The sequence below is a fragment of the Wolbachia endosymbiont (group A) of Yponomeuta plumbellus genome, assembly GCF_947251575.1.
GTDB classification, from domain to species: domain Bacteria; phylum Pseudomonadota; class Alphaproteobacteria; order Rickettsiales; family Anaplasmataceae; genus Wolbachia; species Wolbachia pipientis.
This window is the reverse complement of record NZ_OX366353.1, coordinates 39,478-60,533: the sequence shown is the minus strand read 5'-3', so window position 1 is coordinate 60,533 and position 21,056 is coordinate 39,478. Positions and strand designations below refer to the sequence as shown.

The following is a 21,056-nucleotide window of genomic DNA, read 5'->3' as shown; positions in this document are numbered from 1 at the left end:
TAAGTATTGTGGTGTTATCTATACTATACCTGAAATGAATCCATTAACACAAAGCTTTTCCTTTAACCTCTTATGCTACTTCAACTAAAAATTTGGCTAATGCAAACCTTTTTTGTCATTCTATAGCTAAAGTGACTTGGTTTTACCAACACTTATTAGCCATTGTAAAAGTTTTTGTTTCTATTGAATGATAGTTGTAGCCTATGCAAGAAGTTTATTGACTTTGAGCGCACTTTAGCCTATACAATTTTAATATCTTAAACTACTGGACATGCCCGATCTAAAGACAATGATGTTAAATTTTGGACCTCAGCACCCAGCTGCACATGGAGTGTTGCGTCTTGTTTTAGAGATGGATGGTGAAGTGATCGAGAGGGCAGATCCCCATATTGGGCTTCTGCACCGCGGTACTGAAAAATTAATAGAACATAAAACGTATCTTCAAGCTTTGCCTTATTTTGATCGCCTTGATTACGTATCACCAATGTCACAAGAGCATGCATATTCACTTTGTGTGGAGAAATTGTTGCAATGTGAAGTGCCAATTAGGGCAAAGTATTTACGTGTCTTGTTTTGTGAACTGACGAGAATACTAAATCATTTACTGAACGTTTCTTCTCAAGCACTTGATGTTGGAGCAATGACCCCTCTTTTATGGCTCTTTGAAGAAAGAGAAAAAATACTGGAATTTTACGAAAGAGCTTCAGGTGCAAGGTTTCACGCAGCTTACATCAGGCCAGGTGGAATTGCAGCAGATGTTCCAGAAGATTTGATTGAGGATATTGCAAAGTTTATAGAGCAATTTCCAAAATATATAGACGATGTTGATGAACTTTTAACAGAAAATAGGATATGGAAGCAACGCACTGTAGGAATTAGTGAAATATCAATTAAACAGGCACTTGATTGGGGCTTTAGTGGCCCAATGTTGCGCGCTGCTGGGCTTGCTTGGGATTTGCGAAAAAGCCAGCCATATGAGATATATGATCAACTAGATTTTGATATACCGATCGGCCAAAATGGCGACTGTTATGACCGTTATCTAGTTAGAATGGCAGAGATTAGGCAATCTATCAGTTTGGTGAAGCAGTGCATAGAGAAAATGCCTGAAGGGCAAATAAAAACTGAAGATAGAAAAATTTCTCCACCGTCAAGAGCAGAGATGAAAAAATCTATGGAAGCTCTGATTCACCATTTTAAGCTCTATTCAGAAGGATATCACGTACCAGAAGGTGAGGCTTACGCAGTTGTTGAGGCACCAAAAGGTGAGTTTGGAGTGTATATAGTTTCAGATGGTACCAATAGACCTTATAGGTGCCGAATAAGAGCACCTGGCTTTGCGCATTTACAAGCCTTAGACTTTATGGCAAAAGGACACATGCTTGCTGACGTTGCAGCAATTATTGGCTCACTCGATATAGTTTTTGGTGAGATTGATAGGTAATCATTGGTACCCGTTCAGGCAATGGCGTCATGCAAGTAGCTGACACATAACTGTACGAACATTTGTTTGCAAAGGCAGTATGTTAAGTGTTATAGCCGATTTTGCCTCAAACACAAAGGCAGTGCCTTGACTACTTGGATCCAGAAAAATTGATTGTGTACTATACAACATTTTCGATTAAAAGCGTAACCGTTCACTGTTAGACTGCATTCTGTGATTTTTAGCAAAACATGATCTTTCATTTGAGCTTCCTTCAATTTAAAATAAATACAGAAAATTGCTGCCTATAGCTAAACTGACCTTACCCAGAAAAAGTAGAGAGAAAGTTAAGACGTTTTTGGAGTAAAATAAAACGTTTTTTCAAAATATGACAAATAGAAGAGAATATACAGCAGAATTCAAATTGGAAGCTGTTAAGCTGACAAATGAACAAAGAAAGGCAGGTCAAACAATTACAAAAATAGCAAGAGATTTAGGAATAAAGGGTGGTTTATTAGGAAAATGGATAAAGAAACACAACGAAAAAAAGTCGGCAGCAGATGCATTTCCAGGTAGAGGTAACATGGCTCCTTACGACAAAGAGAGGTTTGATTTACAAAGCAAAAGTAACAAGAGAAAGAGACATTTTAAAAAAAGCCCTGGCCAGTCAAAAAGAGTAAAATATTTTTTTATATAGTAACTGCTATAAAGTACAGGAATTATGTAGGATTTTCTGCTAGTGGCTACTATAAGTGGACTACAAGGAAAATAAGCAGTAGAGAATCAGCAAATAAAGAGTTATTAGCAGATATTCAAAAAATATATCAAGCTTCTAAATGTAGATATGGAGCTCCTAAAATTCATGCTGAATTAAAGGCTTTGGGTAAAAGTTGCAACTTAAAAACAGTGCAAAGTATTATGCAGAAAAATGGTATTCAGGCTATATTGAGAAGAAAATTTAAAATTAAGAAACAACAAACGGACAGTAGCTCCCAATATATTAGACCAAAACTTTATTGTCGATCAACCAAATAAAGTATGGGATTACTTATATAAAAACCAAAGAAGGATGGCTATATTTGGCAACAATAATCGATCTATATTCACGCATGGTAGTTAATGAGCAGTTCAATAAATAAACAATTGGTTATGGACTCTTTATTAATGGACGTTAACAAGCGTAAACCTGTTAAAAATCTACTGCTGCACAGTGACCAAGGTTCACAATATACTGCGCAAGGGTATCAATATCTCTTAGCTGTAAAGAATATAGATGAGTAATAAAGGCTGTTGTTACGACAATTCTGTTGCAGAAAGCTTCTTTAGCTCATTGAAAAGAGAAATACTTATTGATACTTCACAACACTCTGCTCAACAAACTAGAACTGCAATATTTGAATACATAGAAATTTTTTATAACAAACAACGTCACTATTAACTATTGCATTCCAGAACAATTTGATGCATCATTCTTTTTGTAAAAAACATTCCACACTTTCTCTCCACTTTTTCTGGGTAAGGTCATATGTCAATGGCTCCATAAGTTCACATTCTATTCCCAAACTTTTTTTAACTAACTTTAAAATCATAGAAAATACTGTCGAAAAAGGAAGTTTTCTTGTTCGTGTAAAACTCAACACAATGGATTTTCTGAAAAGTTTTCGAGTATATTATATTTTTAATTTGTAGAATAAGGTTTTTTCCTTTTTGCATATTTCACCTAAAAAGGACACATTTTAGACTTCTTTGTTGAAATAAAACAGAAACAAAAGTGCTGTCCCTTGCACTCTTTGGATAATTTAATGATAAAAAATTTAGAGAGAAATTTTATACACTATCGCTGATATTTTTCCTTAAGTTGACGCCATTGTGTGAACGGATACATGACAAATCTATCGTTTATCAAATCGTCGGTAAGCCTAAAGCTATAGCCATTAAGCACGATAAAGAAAATCATTCATAATCGCTATAGCAACTAGTGTAGACACTTGACGTTCCTTGTGATTTGATAAATAGAGGTTTTTATCTGACTTCACAACAAGGGCTTCTGGATGACTTTGAAAGTGAACATTACCATGCTTATCTTCAATAGCCTCTATTACCCCCTCACTGGAAAATGCTGCAACTTTATATCCAAGTGACTCCAATTTTCTTCTATTTTCTGGTGTATTACTTACTGCTCCTGAATGAGCATCTGGAAAATATGTTGAAAACCAGCCATTTTCATTAGGTATTAGGAATTTGGCTACTACTTCTGCTAAACGACTATTTGGAACGATCTTTATCTGCTGGAGAGGTACATCCTCTTTCTGTGGATTAGGTGCTGATTTTAAATGAGATCTTCGTTTCTCTTCATCACTCACAACACTCACTACTTCAATTCCCTTTGCATTCATTATGCCTTCACATATGCCAAGCAAATGAATTACAGGGTTATCATCCACTATTTTTACAATTGCTTCAGTAACAAGCTGGCGACAAGGAGTGGGTGCTGAGTGTAAATTATCCGGAATAAATATTCTATTTATTTTGTGCTCTTTAACAAACTTTGCAACTTCAACTTTTATTCGGTCTAATGTTAGCTTCTTTGCCAATGTTTCATCTTGTTTTGCGAGATTAAGTGACTCTGTCTGAATTTTTTTAAGGCTAATTATCTTATTATAATCAATCAGTACAGTCTTAACCCCAAAGTTATTAAACATCTCATAGATATTTTGAGATAGCCCAAGTTCATGTGCTTCTTCCGTTTTCAACAAACCAACAACTACGTCATTATTTACTGTATTTTCTGCCGTCAAGACAGTTGACACTGGTTCTTCTTTTCTGGTTACATGTTGAGATGCCGGTTTTTCACTAACGCCAGCATAAGTAATATTGCTTAATAATAGAACTATAATTAATAAGATATTAAATAGTTTATTATAATATTTATATACTATGACTTGCCTCCCTAATATTTATATTACGATATAGAGTATTTTATAACAAAAGGCAAGTTTGCCAAGAAAGAGAAGGTGGCCTGAGCAGGAATCGAACCAGCGACACAAGGATTTTCAGTCCTTTGCTCTACCAACTGAGCTATCAGGCCAACTGTATACTTTTATTTTTAGATAAAAAATGTTATTATGTCTATCAAAAGTTTTTAAAGTAGTTTATAAAAATAAAGGATGAACATTAATGACAAAATAGGAATCTACCCTGGCACATTTGACCCTATAACTTTTGGGCATATTGACATAATCAAAAGAGCGTGTAAACTAGTCGATAAATTAATAATAGGAGTTGCAGAAAACGTTAATAAGCATACTGCCTTTGACACAAAGCTACGCACAAGCATGGCTGAAAATGAAATCAAAGGACTAGGAATTGATGCAGATGTTATATCTTTTAATGGGTTGCTAGTGAAGTTTGCCAAAGAGCAGAATGCTTCTGTTATTATTAGGGGATTAAGAGCAGTATCGGATTTTGATTACGAGTTTCAAATGAGCTGGGTAAATTATAAACTTCTTCCTGAAATCGAAACCATATTTCTTCCTGCTTCTGAAGATACTCAATTTATCTCATCAAGTTTTGTAAAGGAAATAGCAAGATTAGGAGAAGATGTTAGCAAATTTGTATCAAAAGGCGTTCAAAACGAATTGATTAACCTGAATAGGATAAAAAATGGAGAATAGTGCTTGTTGTTTTTTATTTCTGAATGGGTATATTCAATATATAAAATGTTATAAGCTAAAGGAGCAGCATGTCAAAAGTGAGGGTTAATAATAGAAAAGTTTGTTGTCATGGTGATGAGAATGATGAGGGTTCTGGCCATCCATTAATATATTTAGATATGGGAGAAGAAGAGGAAATAGCCTGCCCTTATTGTGAAAAGACGTTTGTCCATGACTGCACTGTAGAAGCGGTTGGGGAGCTGACTAGGGATGAACTCTAATGGCACTTCTGCAGACTTAGCTTATGTAAATAGCAATAAGAGGGGCAGTAAAAATGAAACTGTCCATACGGTCGAGCACTCCCCCATGGCCAGGTATCATATTTCCACTATCTTTAACACCGTAAGCTCTTTTAACAAGCGACTCAGTGAAATCGCCAAGTTGCGCTAGAATAGCAATTGCAAGGCCAATGATTGGAGAATAAAAAATTGAAAATAGACCAAAAAATATTGATCCAAAAATTGTGCACACTACTCCAGCTAAAATCGCACCAAGAAGTCCTGTCCAAGTTTTTCCAGGGCTAAGAATTGGGCAAATTTTAGCTCCACCAAAATTCTTACCAAATAGGTAGGCAGTAACGTCAATTCCCCAAATGGTTAAGACGAACCATACTAATGCGTATTTTCCCTGTGGTAGATTATATAAATATATTAATGAGGCGCTTGGTAGTGCAATCAATAATAATGCAAAAACGTATAAAATTTTATTTCCTTGGGTTAGATTATACCATTCAAAAGAAGATAAAACTGCTATTGAAAAAATCAATAGGTAAAACGATAAATCACTGAAATATGTAGCAAAGGAAAATATGAATAATATTACTATTGAGGACAACATTCTAATTATAAAATTATTATCTACCATATTTTTTCTCTCTTTTTGTATAATCTTCTAATGCTTTACTCAAATCTTGACAAGAAAAATCAGGCCATAAAGTATCACAAAAATACAATTCAGCATAAGCTGCTTGCCATAATAAAAAGTTGCTTAACCTTTTTTCGCCGCCAGTGCGAATTAATAAATCCAATTTTGGCAAATCTTTAGTATACAGAAATTTTTCAAATTCCTCTTCTGATACATAAGCAATATTTTCTTTTATAATATTGCTTATAGCTTGTGTAATTTCTTGCTTTGCTCCGTAACTGACTGCCACAGTGAGTAATAAACCATCGTTCTTATGTGTCATTTCTTCTGCTTTTTTAATTTGATCCAATATTTTACTGGATAACAGACTTAAATTGCCAATAAAATTCAACTTAATGTTACAGTTGCAAATGAAATTGACTTTATCTTCATTAGTTAAAACGGAGTAAAATAAATCAAATAGACAGTCAGTTTCGTTTTTGGGTCTAAGCCAATTCTCCATAGAGAATGCATACAAAGTTAAGTAGGGTATGGTTAGGTCCGTACAATACTTGGCAATATCGTATGCAACTTCACTGCCCTTTTTATAACCATCAATTTTTACCTTTCCTTGATTGTTCGCCCATCTACCATTACCATCCATAATAATTGCTAAATGTTTCGGTAAAGATTCTTGATTCAACATTTAAATTTAACCTAATTTTGACTTGAGTGAAATTTTTTGGATTTCAATGGACACCTGGAAGGTGTCAGCTACTTGCATGACAGGAAGAGAGTTACTGTAGTGACACCAATAGTTGATACTTGAATGCAAAATTGGTGTCATCCCAGTGCTTGACACTGGGATCCAGGAAATTTGATTTCAAACAAGTGCATCAGATAGTTGTATAGTAAAGACTGGATTCCAGTGTCAAGCACTGGGATGACATCATTTGCTATGTAAGCTTTCTCCATATCATTTAGTGATTCAGTATATCCTTTTCTTTGATGGACAATTCACCATCAATTTTTTTTATATTATTATCAGTAATATTTTGTATTTCCTTTTTAGCACCATGAAAATCATCTTCTGAGATTTCTTTATTTTCCTTCATTTTTTCTGTTTCTTCCATAATATCTCTACGTATATTTCTAATGGCAATCCGTGCATTTTCAGCAAACTGATGCAATAATTTCACTAATTTTTCACGGGTTTCTTGTGTTAAGTCCGGAAGAGCTATACGTATGGTATTGCCCTCAACAACAGGATTTAAATTCAAGTTGGCATTTAATATAGCATTTTTCACTTCACCGACAACATTAATATCCCAAATTTTAATTGATAGAGTTTTGTTATCTATAACCGAAACACCTGCAACCTGATTTAACTTTTGATGTCCACCATAGATATTTACAACTATACCATCAAGCAACGATGCGCTAGCTCTACCAGTGCGTACGCCTTTAATATCATCATGAAAGGACTGAATAGTTTTTAGCATTCTTTCTTTTGTTTTAGCTTTTATTTCATTTAACATAAATTACCTAATGTTTACAATCTGAAACTATAGTATAAGTACCTTGACCCTTAATAATATTGACTATTTTTTCTCCCTTCAAAGAAAAAACTATAATTGGAATAGAATTCTCACGAGCAAGTGAAATTGCTGATGCATCCATAACTTTTAAATCACGAGTCAATAAATCCGTGTAAGAAAGCCTATCATACATTACAGCATCCTCATTTTTTTTCGGATCAGCGGAGTATACACCATTTACTTGCGTACCCTTTAGAATAACATCACAATTCATTTCAACAGCACGTAAGGCTGCAGCTGTATCTGTAGTAAAAAATGGGTTGCCTGTGCCTGCTGCAAAAATTACCACTCTACCTTTTTCTAAATGACGAATAGCTTTCCTTCTTATGTAAGGTTCACATACAGTGGCCATGGGTATTGCAGATAATACCCTAGAAGCTATTAAATTTTTTTCTAAAAAGTTTTGTAAAATTAAAGCATTGATTATAGTTGCAAGCATTCCAATATAATCACTACTTGCTCTTTCACAGCCACTTAAAGACGCAGATGTGCCACGAAAGATATTACCACCACCAACAACAATACATACCTGAACTCCAAGCCTGTTAATATCAGCTATATCTTTGCATAATTGGCTTATTATTCCCATATCATAGCCAAAAGACTGTGACCCCATTAAAGCTTCACCAGAGATTTTAAATAACACTCTGGAATATTTTATTTCGCTTTTTTCATTTGTTGAGGGAAACATTTTTTACCATTTAGTTTGCACCACCCAAAACAAGTAACTTGTAATTAGATAATTTAATAGCACTCACCTCGCTTGACTTTATAAAATCAGAAACTTTCATTTTATCATCCTTTATGAACTTTTGTTCTAGTAAAACAACTTCTTCATAGTACTTAGCCATTCGTCCATCTACTATTTTTTTTGCTACTTCTTCAGGTTTATTTAAGCCCCTCACTTGCTCTTCAATTATAGAACGTTCATTTTTCAACTTCATTTGATCTAAATCATCTATAGACAAAGCTTCAGGCTTCATAGCAACTACATGCATAGCTATTTGTTTCCCAATCTCTTGTAGCTTCGCCTTATCACCAGATGATTGCAATGCAATTAAAGCACCAATCTTACCTAAGCCACACACATCACCATGTACGTAGCCAGCAATAACTCCATCCTTAGCTTCTAAGTAACAAAGCTTGCTTAACTCTAGCTTCTCACCAAGAACTGACGTACCATTCATAATAGCTTCCTGCACTGTGCCAATGCTTTCATACTTGGCATTTTTTAACTCATCAACGCTAGTACAGCGTTCTTGATGAGCAATTGATGCTAAATTTGAAACTAACTCTATAAATTTCTCATTCCTTGCAACAAAATCTGTTTCGCAATTGAGTTCAACCAATGCACCATAATTTTCAGTCAAACACATAACAACGAGTCCATCTGAAGCTACTCTATCAGATTTTTTGTCAGCTTTAGCAAGACCTATTGTACGTAACTTATCAACGGCTTTCTTAATGTCACCATCACATTCTTCTAATGCTTTTTTACAGTCACTTAAGCCAAGCCCTGTTCTATCACGTAATTCTCTTATATCATCTGGATTCATCTTCATTTGTTACTACCTCCCTTTCTTCTTCTTTGTAAACTTTACTACGTCTCTTTTTAGTTTGCACAATACCGTCTTCTTTTTCTTGAATAAACTCATCACCCCTTATATCATCAATCTTAACTCCAGATTTTGCTAGACTAGACTCTATTCCAGCTAATATAGAGTCGGTAGCTAATTTACAATAGAGCTCTATTGATTTTCTTGAGTCATCATTTCCAGGTATTAGATAAGTAATACCATCTGGATCAGAATTAGTATCAAGTATTGCAACTATTGGAATTCCTAACTTCTTAGCCTCCTTAACCGCTATATGCTCTTTATTAGTATCAATGATGAATAAGATATCAGGAATTGCTCCCATTTCTCTAATACCGCCAAGCGCCTTATCAAGCTTTTGCTTTTTCTTTTCAATGTTTCCCAATTCTTTCTTTGTTAAAATGCTATCCTCGTCATTTAATATTTTCTCATATTGCATCAAGGTTTTTATCGAAGAAGAAACAGTGCCCCAATTAGTAAGCATACCACCAAGCCAACGATGATTCACATAATATTGACCACAACGAATCGCTTCACTTGCAATAATATCAAAAGCTTGAAACTTTGTACCAACAAATAGAATGCGACCACCTTGAAATGCAACGTCATATAAAGCCTTCATGGCCACCTGTAGCAATGGCAATGTTTTTCGCAAGTCAATTATATGTATACGATTTTCTTGATGTACCCCATATATATATGGAGCCATTTTTGCGTTCCAGCGACTAATTTTGTGACCAAAATGTACACCAGATTCAGCTAAATCACGCACAGTGACTTTAGGCAAATTTGTCATATATCATTCCTCCAAATAGTTTATCTTCCATGGCATAACCCTAATGGGACTACTTGTACAAGCCATGTGTGAAATTAAATTATTTACATAGTAATAGAAAAGACAGCAAAGCGCAAACAAAAAATATTGACAAAGGGCAACATGTTTATTAGCTTTAAAGTTGAAGCCCGAAAACGCTAAAAAGAAATTAGGGGGGGTGTAGCTCAGTTGGTTAGAGCGCATGCCTGTCACGCATGAGGTCGTGAGTTCAAGTCTCATCACTCCCGCCATATTAGTTTTAGCATAACTTAGAATTCGCAACCGATATTGAGAAATGCTTCCACCAAACTTGACATGGCATGGTATTGTAATTAATACTTAAATAGGTTTGTTTTTATCATTAACAATTAGGATTAAATATGCTCATTTCTGAAGTTTTTGCAGCAGATGCAACTAGCAATACATCAAGTATCGGCACATCTTTTGCTAGTTTTACTCCATTGATTTTAATATTTGTGGTATTTTATTTTCTCATTATTCGCCCACAACAAAAAAAACTAAAAGAACATAGAAAGATGATAGATCAAATAAAACGTGGTGATACAGTCATTACTTCTGGTGGAATAATAGGTGAAGTTAATAAAGTTGATGAGGCAAATGCACAATTTATAATAGAAATAGCACCAAAAGTTGAGATAAAAGTTCTAAAGTCCGCTATATCTGAGGTTTTAAGCAAAGAAACTCAAAAAGTAGCAGCTAAACCAATTAAAAAGGTAAAATCGAAAGAATGATAAAAAGAATATAAATCAACCAGTAATAAAGGCAAAAATGCTTAACATGTTTAGAAAAAAGTTTGTTTGGTGATCCATTTGTGTGCGGAATATTTGGTGTAGTAAGTAGCGGTGATTCAGTAATACCAACCTTACTAACTGGGTTACAAAAATTGGAATATAGGGGATATGATTCCTCAGGTATAGCAATCATAAATAACGAAGGTAAGATAGAAGTCAAAAAATCAGAAGGTAAAGTCGAAAGGTTATGTGAAGTTGTTGATGACAGCAAGATGTCTCACAGTACAGTTGGTATAGCACATACTCGCTGGGCTACACATGGAGTTCCAGGCCTTAAAAATGCTCATCCCATTCGTACAAATAATGTTGTTGTTGCTCATAACGGCATAATTGAGAATTACAATCTGCTAAAAAAGGGTCTAGAAGAAAGGGGAATGCCATTCCATACTGACACTGACACAGAGATCATACCAAACATGCTAACCTTATATCTTGATGAAGGATTGTCGCCAGTTGATTCTCTATTTAAGTGTTTAAACAACCTACACGGCTCATTTGCCTTGGTCTTATTATTTGCAGAATATCCAGACGCCTTATTTGTTGCGAAGAGAAATTTGCCTTTAGCAATAGGCTATAACTGTAACACAGTGTTTGCTGCATCTGACTCTAATGCTTTAAGTGCATTTGTGGAAAAAATATCGCATTTGGAAGATGATGACATTGCAGTGATAAAATCTAGTGGAGTTAGTATATACAACAATGGTACACAAGTTAAACGCAGTATAGAAAATAGTAGTCCAAGTGATTTTCTAATTAGCAAAAATGGTTACCCTAGCTTCATGTTAAAAGAGATTTTTGAGCAACCTTCTGCATTAAACAAAACAATAAACCAATTTTACAAGCAATATAAAGAGGTCAACAAAAAATTATTCTCTGAACTGAATCACATTACTATAGTTGGATGCGGGTCATCTTATTTTGCTGGGCTAATAGCAAAGTATTGGCTGGAAAATGTCGCTCAAGTTCGAGTATATCTAGAAATCTCATCAGAATTTAGGTATAGCAACGTCAAGCTGGAAGAAGGCAGCATTGGGTTATTTATCTCTCAATCTGGCGAAACTGCAGATACCATAGAAGCGCTGCGTTATGCGAAATCACAGAAGCAAACAATCATAAGTATAACTAATACATTTAGCAGCAGCATTGAAAAGATCTCAGATATTGTGTTACATACTCTTGCTGGGCCAGAAATTGGTGTTGCTTCAACAAAAACCTTTTCTGCGCAACTTGCAACTTTAGCATGCTTTGCCGTGGAGCTTGGAAAAATAAAAGGTATACTGGGTGGAGAGAGAATAAAACAGCTAAGCAGTGCTATCAATTCTATTCCCGAGTATGTTGAGCACGTTTTGAATGTGATGAAAATACAACATATATCGGGCAGTATATTAGAACACAATAACGTTATTTTAATCGGCAGAGGAAGTTCATACGGAGTTGCAATGGAAGGCGCATTGAAAATAAAAGAGCTTTCATATATCAATACAACTGGTATTGCAGCGGGAGAAATGAAGCATGGTTCTATTGCTTTAATAGACTCTACTGTGCTTGTTATAGCAATTATCCCTTATGATGATTTATTCTTTAAAACGCTATCTAATATACAAGAGATTATTGCAAGAAAAGGCAAAGTAATTGCCTTCAGTGATAAACAAGGAGCGCCATTCCTAAGGGGAGTTTGCGCAGATGTGGTGCAACTTCCAGACACTGATAATTTTATCTCTCCAATCATCTACAGTGTTGCTATGCAATTCCTTGCTTACTTTACTGCAGCAAAAAAAGGGTTAGATGCAGATTGTCCAAGAAATTTAGCTAAGTCTGTCACGGTTGAGTAGTCCATTTAAAGTTAAAGCTAAACTTCTAATAAGGTAACCAGACTGCATTCTGTGATTTTTAGCAAAACACGATCTTTCATTTGATCTTTCTTCAATTTAAAGTAAATACAGAAAATTGCTGCCTATAGCTAAACTGACTTAGATTTACCGACAACCGTCATCCCGCTACTTGTTAGCGGCTAAGAGATACCGCGGCGGTATGACGGTTCGCGGCGGCATAGCTATCTTCAAAAATATGGTTGAATAATTGTTAATAATAGTGTATAATTATTAATATTTTTAAGCACTTTGGCTATGGCTTTATCTAAGTTTCTCGACCCTAAGCTGGATTTAACCTTTAAAAGAATCTTTGGCACTGAAAAAAATAAGAATATTCTCATACATTTTTTGAATGATATTTTAGGGTTTACCGAGATAAATACTATACAAGAAGTGGAATTCCTCAGTACTATAATGGATCCTGAAATTGCCTCTGATAAGCAAAGTATAGTTGATGTTCTTTGCAGGGATTCTAGTGGGACCAGGTATGTGATTGAAATGCAGCTTACTCGCGATAAAGGCTTCGAAAAACGAGCTCAACTGTATGCTGCTAAGGCTTACTCAAGACAATTAGATAAATCTGGCAACTACATTGATTTAAAGAAAGTCTTCTTTATTGCTATATCAAATTGTAACTTACTTCCTGAAGAAGTTGATTATATATCCAACCACACTATAAGAGATGAGAAAACCAATGAGCATGACTTAAAAGATTTTCAATTTATATTTATTGAACTACCTAAATTTCCTAAGAATAAGGAAGAACAGCTAGAAAGCATAGTGGATCGTTGGTTATTTTTCTTCAAATATGCAGATGAAACTACGGAAGAAGACTTAAGGAAAATAGCAGAAAAAGCACCAATAATAAAGTTAGTCTACGATGAATTAGACAGGTTTAGCTGGAATGAAAAAGATTTAGTAGCTTACGAAGAAAGAATAATGGATCTACGGAAAGAAGAAGCCATTCTTGAATACAGACTTGATCTTGCTACTGAAAAAGGCATCCAAATTGGCGAAGAAAGAGGCATCAAAATCGGTAAAGAGGAAGGGAAAATTGAAGGCAAAATTGAAGGGAAAATCGAAGTCGCAAAAGCAATGCTGGCTAATAATGTTGATGTTAACACTATTGTCAAGTTTACTGGCCTTTCTATTAGTGAGATTGAAGAATTAAGTGTGAACGGTTACTAATTAAGAACTTTAATTATCAATCATAAATCACTGAATTTCGCTAGTAAATTTGTTGCCATTGTCCATATTGCACAATTGTATATAAGATATAGTATAACAATAGTGTCCGTTCAGCTAATACCAATTCCCACTGCACAATAAACGGATAGATAACAATGGAAAAAAAGCCATACTATTGCCTTTCTTTCTCACTCCACAATTAAATAACTCTACAATATCGCTTATTTGATTCACTAATAATGAGAATTGGTATAACTTTGCTATTTTTCTCTCTAGATTCTTGCAAAGTTCTACAAGATTAACCACATTACCTCACGGTTTCTCTATGATTATTTTTTTAGATTACTTGTTTACCTTATTTGCCGTTCTACTGAACGAATATACATAAGCTATAAAAACTATCTAATAGCTACCCAAAACCCTTATTTCCCACTCAAGTTCAACATTAAATTTATCCTTTACTGCATCTTTTACTTTGTTGCCAAGGTTTTCCAAGTCAGATGAAGTTGCATTATCGTAATTGAGCAAGAAGTTACAATGTTTCTTAGAGATTCTAGCTCCACCAATATTTAACCCTAGGCAGCCAGATTTATCAATTAACTCCCATGCTCGGTAGTTTTTTGGATTTTTGAATATGCACCCAGCAGTTTTTCCTCTTATTGGCTGGCTTTTATTTTTCCTCTCAATAACTTCCTTTAACCTTTGCAGTATAAGCTCATACTCTGAGTTTATTCCTTTAAACTCAGCTTCAACAAAAATCCAATTTCCTTTTAGGCTATGTCCACGGTAAAAATACCCCATTTCTTCGCTGGAGAACTCATATAGGTTTCCATCCTCTAGATTCACTGCTTTTATGGATTGTACAACACTTGCGATATCACTACCATATGCACCTGCATTCATTTCTATTCCGCCACCAACTGTTCCTGGAATTCCAACTAGAAACTCCAACCCACTAATCTGCTGATTTCCCGCAAAGTGAGCAAGGTTGCTGAGCAGCACAGCTCCCCCAGCTACAATAGAGTTGTTACCCTTACTTTTAATATATGCAAACTCCTTACCTAATTTTACTGTTATTCCTCGAATGCCACTATCTCGCACTATTATGTTGGATGTTGCACCAATAACGCTAACTGGCAGTTCAGTATTTTTAATCAAGTATGTTAAATCTTCAATATCACATGGTTTAAATAATACATCAGCTCGTCCACCAACATTTAACCACGTCGCTTTAGACATTAAGACATCATAACGATAGATTCCACGTACTTTAGGTAAGCTTATAAGCATTTTGATTTCAACTCTAATCCTGCATCCATACCCATTTTCTCCGCATCTTCTATAAATGAAGTGCGCTCAGTGAAGTATATATTTTTTCCACTTGCTAACATACAACGAAGGTGTAGCATATTTTCGCTCACATATTCAGCCAAAGCTGCAAGTGGTGTAAAACATGAACCATTCACTGTCTTCATAAAACTGCGCTCTGATTTCACTCCTATAAAAGACATATTATTATTAATTTTCTCTAAAAGATTGATAATTTTTACATCATTCCTTCTACATTGAATACAAACCGCCCCCTGCCCCACTGCACTTAACATAACTTTTGGTGGCAATACCTCTGTAATCAAGTGATGTTTTTCTAATCTTATGAGTCCTGCTTCAGCTAGAATTATTCCATCAAAACTTTGATTTTGCAATCTGGTTGTTACATTTCCACGTAGCGGTACTATATTTAAATCTGGTCTAACATTTAATAACTGAACTTTTCTTCTTATTGAAGAAGTGGCAATAGTAGCCTGCTGTGGCAAAGACTCAAGGCTATTGTGTTTATGAGAAATAAACGCATCGCATGAACTTAGCCTTTCTAAAACACAAGGAATTGTTAAACCCCCTGAGAAAAACGCAGGCATATCTTTTAGCGAATGAACTGCCATGTCTATATTATTTTCGAGCAATTCAGTCTCAATTTCTTTAATGAATAATCCTTTGCCTCCTATTTCAGCAAGATTTGCGTTTGCATACTTATCTCCAGAAGTTTTTATTTTAACAATTTCAATAGATAAGTTAGGAAAAGAATCCAGCAACTTTTGTTTTGCTTCCAAAGCCTGGGCAACTGCAAGCTTGCTTCCTCTGGTACCTATTTTGACTGGCATGTGTACGACTGTTTGAATACCAAACCTTAACCTAATTAATTATTTAAACACTTTGGTAGCGTGTATCGCATGAACCTCGGTTACCCTCTCTCTGATGTCATTCAAGTACTTGGATCCAGTTTATATGAGCCTTTGCATTTATTGTACTTTAACTTAAAACCAAAAGCAACTTTGACTTTACAAAATAATAGCCTTTTACATGCATAAATAAGCTTACTGGATTCTAGTACTTGCATGACAAGGTATAAACCTTATCGTCACGCCGCCGCATACCGTCATACCGCGATTCATTCGCGGTATCTCTTAGCCGCTAACAAGCAGCGGGATGACGGTTGTCGTTTAGCTATAAATATTAAGAAATTTACCAAATAAAAAAAAGGCAAAAGAAGCCCCGTGGTTGGCTAATTACTTACATTATACTTTCAAGTATGGCGTTTTTTTTATTCTAAACGTTTAATAACCGCGATTCAGTTGCTTTTAAGCCGCAACTAATCTAAATTATAAACATTAAGAAATTTACTAAACAGAAAAAAAGGCAAAAGAAACCCTAGGGTAGCTAGTTATTCACTATCTATTTTTTAAGTTGGCGTTTTTTAATGTTTTAAATAGCGTATTTCAGCTTGTGTAGGTAAAAACCCAGAAATTTGATAAAGACATAGAGTGCACATAGTGCAAAAAATTAAACATGAGACGCCAGATACGTGAGTTTTTTGTCATTTAATCTGTACAGAGAAGATAAATAAATAGCTTCAGTTTCATGATAAGGGGGCTGGCGGAGTTTGTCAAGGAATTTTTATGGCTGCGCTGGAATGACATTTGGGAGTTGTGGTCCACTTCTAAATGATAAGAGCCTCAATGAATTTATTAGTTTATTACATGTCTCTTTTCATGTATAAATCTATAGAAAGTTTTATACGGAAGTTGTTTTATGAGCAAAATTATAGAAATCAGAGCACCAAAAACTCTTGGTGGTGAATCAGTTACAGAAGGTATAGTAAAAATAAAGAAGGGTATTGGAGAAGCAGTAAAAGTAGATGACTTGATCTTTGAAATTGAAACTGACAAAACAGCACTCGAATTAACTGCAGAAGCTTCGGGGCAAATAACTGAATTTCTTGTAAAGGAAGATGATGTAATAAGCCCTGATCAATTGTTAGCGAAGCTTTCCGTGGGAGAAGTAAAAGAGGAAGCGAGAAAAGAAGATAAAAGCGAAAGTGCTGCTAAAAAAGATGCTCCATCAGCTCGTAAAATTATGGAAGAAAATGCAATCAGTGCAGAAAGCGTCAAAGGAACTGGCATGGGAGGCAGAATAACAAAAGCAGATGTGATAGGCCATATGAACAAAGCTGAACAACCTGCAATAAAACAATATGAATTGCCAAAAAGTGTAGTAAGTGGAGAGCAAAGAGAGGAACGAGTAAAAATGAGCAAAATAAGACAAGTAATTGCCGCTCGTTTGAAAGCATCGCAAAATACTGCTGCAATACTGACCACGTTCAATGAAATTGACATGAAGAATGTCATGGATCTAAGAGCAAAATATAAGGACGCCTTTGAAAAAAAATATGGAATAAAACTTGGTTTTATGTCGTTTTTTATAAAGGCAGCGGTGCAAGCATTGAAAGAAATTGCTGAAATTAACGCTGAAATCTCAGGCGATGAAATCATATATAAACATTACTATGACGTAGGTGTTGCTGTTGGCACCGATAAAGGTCTTGTTGTACCAGTTATTCGGGGTGCCGATCAGATGTCATTTGCAGAAATTGAGTTGACTTTAGTTGCTCTTGGCAAAAAAGCACGAGAAGGTAAATTACAAGTATCAGAAATGGAAGGTGCAACATTTACCATTTCAAATGGCGGAGTATATTGTTCGCTCCTTTCTACTCCGATAATAAACCCTCCGCAATCTGGAATACTTGGAATGCATTCAATACAAAACAGGCCAGTTGCCATGGGCAACTCAATTGAGATTAGACCTATGATGTACATTGCCCTCTCTTACGATCACAGAATAGTTGACGGCAAAGGAGCAGTTACTTTCCTCGTTAAAATAAAAAATTATATAGAAGATCCAAATAGATTAGTTTTGGAAGTGTAGCTCAAATGAATTGTTGTTAATCCAGTATTGCTAAAAACCTAAATGTCATCTAGTTCTGCCAGCAGTTTAGCAACTTCCGGATGATCAGGGCCATAATGTTTCTTAAAGATGGATGAAGCCCGTGCAAACAACTCCTTTTGTTTCTTATGGTTACCTAGAGCACCATAAGCGGGGCCTAGAATTTCCCATAGTTCAACAACTTTAGAAGTAATCATGGACATGATGCTTCTCAAGAATAAATGAGGCCTGCTCAAGCAACTCCTTTGCTTTCTGAGGGTTACCTAAGTCTCCATAAGTTCCGCCTAGGTTTTTTAGTATTATAGCAACTGTAAAATGGTTAGGCTCATAATGTTTCTCTTGAATTGCTAAAGCCCGTTCAAGCAACTCTTTTGCTTTCCGAGAATTACCTAAATTCCCATAGGCATCACCTAGATTGGCCAATGCAATGGCAACCTGAAAATGATCAGAACCATAGTATTCTTCAAGAATAGGTAAAGCCTGTTTAAGTAACTCCTTTTGTCTCCTATGATTACCCAGATCCCCATAAGCGATACCTAGATTTGCCAGCGCTATAGCAACCTGAAAATGATCAGAACCATAGTATTCTTCAAGAATAGGTAAAGCCTGTTCAAGCAGCTCCTTTTGTCTTCTGGGATTACCCAAGTCATGGTATCCATCGTTCATCCATATTAACAAATACACAAGATAATCCTTTTCTATTGTTTGTTTTTCTGAAGGATTTTTTGCTAGCCAATTATCTATATGTGATAAAAACGCTTCTAAGTGCGGCAATAATTGTCGCTTCTTAGAATAATCTTCTAATTTATCACTGTCGTCAGGGAAGCTTTCTTTTAATAATTGAAAAACGGTTTTTATATCTTTTTTAATTTTTCCACTTTCCTTTGACTTTAGCCTAATTACATCTTGTACTAAACAGTGAATAGAAACACTACTACTCTGCTCATTGGACACTAGCATCGAATATCTCAATAATATACCTAATACTTCTTCAAAAGGTTTTTCTTCAGAATTGTTCTCTACAATCTCAGGAAATATTCTTAACAAATCTTTAGGAATATCATTGTCTAAATATGCACAAGCTACTAACAACTTGCTTGCTAGTTTAGACTCATTACGAATTGCGTCCATTGTAATATCCCAAGTAATAAACACAGGCTCATGGTTAGAATCCTTAGGTAGTGTTTTATGAGATAATAAATAAAGCTTCCTTTCTGCATAAATTTCTAAGTAACGTGAGATAGTCATTTTGTTTTCTTTGATGTAAGCGCAAGCCTGAGCTAATGCCAAAGGTAATCTACCTAACTTTTCTGCCAATATACCTATATTTGGCCTATCGCTTTCTGAAACCTGGCCTAGAATTTTCTTAACATATAATTCTGATTCTGGGGGAGTAAAAACGTCTACACCTATACTCCCTTGTGGCCATTCAGTATTACGAGACGTAACTATTATTTTGCCGCCTTTTGTAGGTCTGAGCTTAGAAATGACTTCATAATTTGATACATTATCATAAATCAACAACCAGCCTTCACGTTTAGAATCTTCTAGCCAGTTTTTCACATAATAAGCTCGCTGTGCAATAGAAATGTTGTCTTCATCGTGAATAATATTTAATTTTCTTCCTAAATTAACATATTCACTGAGTAGTTGATCTTCATCTTTTGCATTAAACCAACATATTGCCTTGTATTCTTTCCCATGTTTTTGAATAAAATCTAGCACTGACTGTGTTTTACCTACTCCACCTAACCCGTACAAAGCAGTTAATATAACTGGCTCATTTTTTGTCTTTAGATGATTTACTATTTCTTCATTGAGATATTCTCGTTCAATGAAATTTCCACTAGCTATTTTAGGTGGAATGTTCCACCGTTCAAATAGATCTTCTCTAGGTTTGAGACTATAAAGATGTTCTATAACTTCCCTAAAATAATCGTCTTTTCTTGTTAGATAAGAAACTTTGCTACCCTGTTGTGCCCACCATTTCCCTACCTTATCATATACACGGACAAAAACTGTATCAATATCTTCTTCCCCTGATATTTTGTATATATTCCCTATTTCTTTCTTAATAATATCATCTAATTTTGAATGATTAGGTTGATCAACTACAAACCTTATTCTAAGTAAAAAATCTTCTATTTCATCGTCACTACCACAACTGAAGTATTTTTTCAGTTCAGTATGATTTTTTATTTTGTAGCACGTTCCTTTTTGACCTTCATAAATATTTAAAGTGTTATCATTTGTTAACTTTGACTCTTCCAGATACTTCTCTAATGTTTCTACGCTTCCTTGCTTCTCTGTACCTTTTTTTAGGTTCACATTGACATTAGTATGAATGACAAGCGTAATATCACTGTTCTTACACTCAGGGTTTTGCTTAATCTCAGGATGAGATTCAAAATATTTGTTTAACCCGAAATCTTCTTTCTGTTGCTTTCTATCATTTCCATCAATAAACAAATCTTCAAAAGTAATATTCTTCGAAGAGCGATGTGTATTGCAGTGCTTAGCTTGAACCAAGATAATTCTCGATTTGTTCTTCTGATCTTTATACTCAAAAAAAATATCATCAAAGGCTCCAAAACCTTCTATGTTTGATGCTAACCAAAAGTCAATTTTACTACTTAACCCATGAAGTAGATACAGCATTAATAATTTTACTTCATACTTGCGACCATGATCACCTGTTGATGTGCCATCTCTCTTCTTAAATGTACGATTACTAAGTACTTCAGACTGTTTGTTTTCTACATTCATACCCTACTAAACCTACGAATAACTTCTTTCTATAAAAAATTAAAGTCACCAAGTGCCTAAGATAATGCAACAGATTCTTTAACATTGTAATAACAGTGCCGAACAGGGTCAATTTTGTTTGCTGTCTTAAGCATAAAGACTCCCCAAATCTAATA

General features: G+C 35.0%; 21 protein-coding genes, 2 tRNA genes and 2 pseudogenes. 9 read left to right on the top strand and 16 right to left on the bottom strand.

Annotated elements, in window-relative coordinates:
* Nucleotides 1-271 precede the first annotated feature (271 nt).
* The gene (locus tag OPR39_RS00335) at nucleotides 272-1,444 is read left to right on the top strand and encodes an NADH-quinone oxidoreductase subunit D (RefSeq protein ID WP_010962676.1); all 1,173 of its coding nucleotides are present in this window, start codon (nucleotides 272-274) and stop codon (nucleotides 1,442-1,444) included.
* A gap of 27 nt (nucleotides 1,445-1,471) precedes the next feature.
* Here the strand turns inward: OPR39_RS00335 and OPR39_RS00330 are convergent, their stop codons facing one another.
* Nucleotides 1,472-1,615, bottom strand: a complete 144-nt coding sequence (locus OPR39_RS00330) for a hypothetical protein (protein ID WP_153296793.1) — start codon at nucleotides 1,613-1,615, stop codon at nucleotides 1,472-1,474.
* Nucleotides 1,616-1,811: 196 nt separating this feature from the next.
* On the opposite strand from OPR39_RS00330, the pseudogene OPR39_RS07350 reads away from it, so the two are divergent.
* Nucleotides 1,812-2,904, top strand: a pseudogene (locus OPR39_RS07350) (IS3 family transposase).
* A 24-nt stretch (nucleotides 2,905-2,928) separates the two neighbouring features.
* On the opposite strand, the pseudogene OPR39_RS00310 reads toward OPR39_RS07350, so the two are convergent.
* The 3 genes and pseudogenes from OPR39_RS00310 to OPR39_RS00300 all read right to left on the bottom strand — a co-directional run.
* Nucleotides 2,929-3,136, bottom strand: a pseudogene (locus tag OPR39_RS00310) (IS4-like element ISWosp8 family transposase); the annotation flags it as partial.
* Nucleotides 3,137-3,357: 221 nt separating this feature from the next.
* Entirely contained in the window at nucleotides 3,358-4,221 is an 864-nt protein-coding gene (locus OPR39_RS00305) for a gamma-glutamyl-gamma-aminobutyrate hydrolase family protein (RefSeq protein ID WP_015589047.1), read from the bottom strand.
* Nucleotides 4,222-4,438: 217 nt separating this feature from the next.
* Nucleotides 4,439-4,511: transfer RNA gene (locus OPR39_RS00300), tRNA-Phe, on the bottom strand.
* A 79-nt stretch (nucleotides 4,512-4,590) separates the two neighbouring features.
* Between OPR39_RS00300 and coaD the strand changes: the two genes are divergently transcribed.
* Together coaD and OPR39_RS00290 are read left to right on the top strand one after the other, a co-directional pair.
* Entirely contained in the window at nucleotides 4,591-5,097 is a 507-nt protein-coding gene (gene coaD / locus OPR39_RS00295; protein ID WP_015589048.1) for a pantetheine-phosphate adenylyltransferase, read from the top strand.
* A gap of 68 nt (nucleotides 5,098-5,165) precedes the next feature.
* On the top strand, nucleotides 5,166-5,357 hold the full coding sequence (locus OPR39_RS00290; protein ID WP_006279326.1) for a zinc-finger domain-containing protein: 192 nt from the start codon (nucleotides 5,166-5,168) through the stop codon (nucleotides 5,355-5,357).
* Nucleotides 5,358-5,373: 16 nt separating this feature from the next.
* On the opposite strand, the gene OPR39_RS00285 is transcribed toward OPR39_RS00290, so the two are convergent.
* The 7 genes from OPR39_RS00285 to rpsB form a co-directional block, all read right to left on the bottom strand.
* Nucleotides 5,374-6,000: a phosphatidate cytidylyltransferase gene (locus OPR39_RS00285; protein WP_015589049.1), complete on the bottom strand. Its 627-nt coding sequence runs from the start codon at nucleotides 5,998-6,000 to the stop codon at nucleotides 5,374-5,376.
* Nucleotides 5,990-6,685 (bottom strand): polyprenyl diphosphate synthase, encoded by a 696-nt coding sequence (gene uppS / locus OPR39_RS00280; protein ID WP_015589050.1) that lies wholly within the window; start codon nucleotides 6,683-6,685, stop codon nucleotides 5,990-5,992. The genes OPR39_RS00285 and uppS overlap by 11 nt, the downstream gene beginning before the upstream one ends.
* A gap of 137 nt (nucleotides 6,686-6,822) precedes the next feature.
* Nucleotides 6,823-6,954 (bottom strand): hypothetical protein, encoded by a 132-nt coding sequence (locus tag OPR39_RS07325; RefSeq protein WP_265038766.1) that lies wholly within the window; start codon nucleotides 6,952-6,954, stop codon nucleotides 6,823-6,825.
* Nucleotides 6,955-6,959: 5 nt separating this feature from the next.
* Nucleotides 6,960-7,517 carry a ribosome recycling factor gene (gene frr, locus OPR39_RS00270; protein WP_007549203.1) on the bottom strand — a complete coding sequence of 186 codons (558 nt, stop codon included), beginning with the start codon at nucleotides 7,515-7,517 and terminating at the stop codon, nucleotides 6,960-6,962.
* Nucleotides 7,518-7,524: 7 nt separating this feature from the next.
* Nucleotides 7,525-8,268 carry a UMP kinase gene (gene pyrH, locus OPR39_RS00265; RefSeq protein ID WP_015589052.1) on the bottom strand — a complete coding sequence of 248 codons (744 nt, stop codon included), beginning with the start codon at nucleotides 8,266-8,268 and terminating at the stop codon, nucleotides 7,525-7,527.
* Nucleotides 8,269-8,278: 10 nt separating this feature from the next.
* A complete protein-coding gene (tsf, locus tag OPR39_RS00260; RefSeq protein WP_015589053.1) occupies nucleotides 8,279-9,139 on the bottom strand; it encodes a translation elongation factor Ts in 861 nt (286 codons plus the stop codon).
* Nucleotides 9,120-9,968, bottom strand: a complete 849-nt coding sequence (gene rpsB / locus OPR39_RS00255; RefSeq protein WP_015589054.1) for a 30S ribosomal protein S2 — start codon at nucleotides 9,966-9,968, stop codon at nucleotides 9,120-9,122. Before rpsB ends, tsf begins: the two co-directional genes overlap by 20 nt.
* A 192-nt stretch (nucleotides 9,969-10,160) precedes the next feature.
* Here rpsB and OPR39_RS00250 point away from each other — a divergent pair.
* The 4 genes from OPR39_RS00250 to OPR39_RS00235 all read left to right on the top strand — a co-directional run bounded on the left by OPR39_RS00250 (nucleotide 10,161) and on the right by OPR39_RS00235 (nucleotide 13,857).
* Nucleotides 10,161-10,237 (top strand) — tRNA-Asp (locus OPR39_RS00250).
* Between the two features lie 129 nt (nucleotides 10,238-10,366).
* Nucleotides 10,367-10,738: a preprotein translocase subunit YajC gene (gene yajC / locus OPR39_RS00245; protein WP_265038765.1), complete on the top strand. Its 372-nt coding sequence runs from the start codon at nucleotides 10,367-10,369 to the stop codon at nucleotides 10,736-10,738.
* An 80-nt stretch (nucleotides 10,739-10,818) separates the two neighbouring features.
* The gene (glmS, locus tag OPR39_RS00240) at nucleotides 10,819-12,630 is read left to right on the top strand and encodes a glutamine--fructose-6-phosphate transaminase (isomerizing) (protein WP_265039422.1); all 1,812 of its coding nucleotides are present in this window, start codon (nucleotides 10,819-10,821) and stop codon (nucleotides 12,628-12,630) included.
* Between the two features lie 294 nt (nucleotides 12,631-12,924).
* A complete protein-coding gene (locus tag OPR39_RS00235; RefSeq protein ID WP_265038763.1) occupies nucleotides 12,925-13,857 on the top strand; it encodes an Rpn family recombination-promoting nuclease/putative transposase in 933 nt (310 codons plus the stop codon).
* 114 nt (nucleotides 13,858-13,971) lie between these two features.
* Here the strand turns inward: OPR39_RS00235 and OPR39_RS00230 are convergent, their stop codons facing one another.
* From OPR39_RS00230 to hemC, 3 genes are all read right to left on the bottom strand, one after another.
* Nucleotides 13,972-14,163 carry a hypothetical protein gene (locus OPR39_RS00230; RefSeq protein ID WP_070356842.1) on the bottom strand — a complete coding sequence of 64 codons (192 nt, stop codon included), beginning with the start codon at nucleotides 14,161-14,163 and terminating at the stop codon, nucleotides 13,972-13,974.
* A gap of 96 nt (nucleotides 14,164-14,259) precedes the next feature.
* Entirely contained in the window at nucleotides 14,260-15,147 is an 888-nt protein-coding gene (murB, locus tag OPR39_RS00225) for a UDP-N-acetylmuramate dehydrogenase (RefSeq protein WP_265038761.1), read from the bottom strand.
* Entirely contained in the window at nucleotides 15,138-16,016 is an 879-nt protein-coding gene (gene hemC, locus OPR39_RS00220) for a hydroxymethylbilane synthase (protein WP_015589059.1), read from the bottom strand. The genes murB and hemC overlap by 10 nt, the downstream gene beginning before the upstream one ends.
* 928 nt (nucleotides 16,017-16,944) lie before the next feature.
* Here hemC and odhB point away from each other — a divergent pair.
* Nucleotides 16,945-18,117, top strand: a complete 1,173-nt coding sequence (gene odhB / locus OPR39_RS00215; RefSeq protein ID WP_265038759.1) for a 2-oxoglutarate dehydrogenase complex dihydrolipoyllysine-residue succinyltransferase — start codon at nucleotides 16,945-16,947, stop codon at nucleotides 18,115-18,117.
* Nucleotides 18,118-18,155: 38 nt separating this feature from the next.
* Here the strand turns inward: odhB and OPR39_RS00210 are convergent, their stop codons facing one another.
* Together OPR39_RS00210 and OPR39_RS00205 are read right to left on the bottom strand one after the other, a co-directional pair.
* The gene (locus tag OPR39_RS00210; RefSeq protein ID WP_141457140.1) at nucleotides 18,156-18,332 is read right to left on the bottom strand and encodes a tetratricopeptide repeat protein; all 177 of its coding nucleotides are present in this window, start codon (nucleotides 18,330-18,332) and stop codon (nucleotides 18,156-18,158) included.
* Nucleotides 18,319-20,901 carry a tetratricopeptide repeat protein gene (locus OPR39_RS00205; protein WP_265038757.1) on the bottom strand — a complete coding sequence of 861 codons (2,583 nt, stop codon included), beginning with the start codon at nucleotides 20,899-20,901 and terminating at the stop codon, nucleotides 18,319-18,321. Before OPR39_RS00205 ends, OPR39_RS00210 begins: the two co-directional genes overlap by 14 nt.
* Between the last annotated feature and the right edge of the window lie 155 nt (nucleotides 20,902-21,056).

Bases quoted from the DNA above. Each gene is read 5' to 3' on its own strand.
- OPR39_RS00335 (WP_010962676.1), top strand. From the start codon at position 272: ATGCCCGATCTAAAGACAATGATGTTAAATTTTGGACCTCAGCACCCA.
- OPR39_RS00330 (WP_153296793.1), bottom strand. From the start codon at position 1,615: ATGTTGTATAGTACACAATCAATTTTTCTGGATCCAAGTAGTCAAGGC.
- coaD (WP_015589048.1), top strand. From the start codon at position 4,591: ATGAACATTAATGACAAAATAGGAATCTACCCTGGCACATTTGACCCT.
- OPR39_RS00290 (WP_006279326.1), top strand. From the start codon at position 5,166: ATGTCAAAAGTGAGGGTTAATAATAGAAAAGTTTGTTGTCATGGTGAT.
- OPR39_RS00285 (WP_015589049.1), bottom strand. From the start codon at position 6,000: ATGGTAGATAATAATTTTATAATTAGAATGTTGTCCTCAATAGTAATA.
- uppS (WP_015589050.1), bottom strand. From the start codon at position 6,685: ATGTTGAATCAAGAATCTTTACCGAAACATTTAGCAATTATTATGGAT.
- OPR39_RS07325 (WP_265038766.1), bottom strand. From the start codon at position 6,954: ATGGAGAAAGCTTACATAGCAAATGATGTCATCCCAGTGCTTGACACT.
- frr (WP_007549203.1), bottom strand. From the start codon at position 7,517: ATGTTAAATGAAATAAAAGCTAAAACAAAAGAAAGAATGCTAAAAACT.
- pyrH (WP_015589052.1), bottom strand. From the start codon at position 8,268: ATGTTTCCCTCAACAAATGAAAAAAGCGAAATAAAATATTCCAGAGTG.
- tsf (WP_015589053.1), bottom strand. From the start codon at position 9,139: ATGAAGATGAATCCAGATGATATAAGAGAATTACGTGATAGAACAGGG.
- rpsB (WP_015589054.1), bottom strand. From the start codon at position 9,968: ATGACAAATTTGCCTAAAGTCACTGTGCGTGATTTAGCTGAATCTGGT.
- yajC (WP_265038765.1), top strand. From the start codon at position 10,367: ATGCTCATTTCTGAAGTTTTTGCAGCAGATGCAACTAGCAATACATCA.
- OPR39_RS00235 (WP_265038763.1), top strand. From the start codon at position 12,925: ATGGCTTTATCTAAGTTTCTCGACCCTAAGCTGGATTTAACCTTTAAA.
- murB (WP_265038761.1), bottom strand. From the start codon at position 15,147: ATGCTTATAAGCTTACCTAAAGTACGTGGAATCTATCGTTATGATGTC.
- hemC (WP_015589059.1), bottom strand. From the start codon at position 16,016: ATGCCAGTCAAAATAGGTACCAGAGGAAGCAAGCTTGCAGTTGCCCAG.
- odhB (WP_265038759.1), top strand. From the start codon at position 16,945: ATGAGCAAAATTATAGAAATCAGAGCACCAAAAACTCTTGGTGGTGAA.
- OPR39_RS00210 (WP_141457140.1), bottom strand. From the start codon at position 18,332: ATGATTACTTCTAAAGTTGTTGAACTATGGGAAATTCTAGGCCCCGCT.
- OPR39_RS00205 (WP_265038757.1), bottom strand. From the start codon at position 20,901: ATGAATGTAGAAAACAAACAGTCTGAAGTACTTAGTAATCGTACATTT.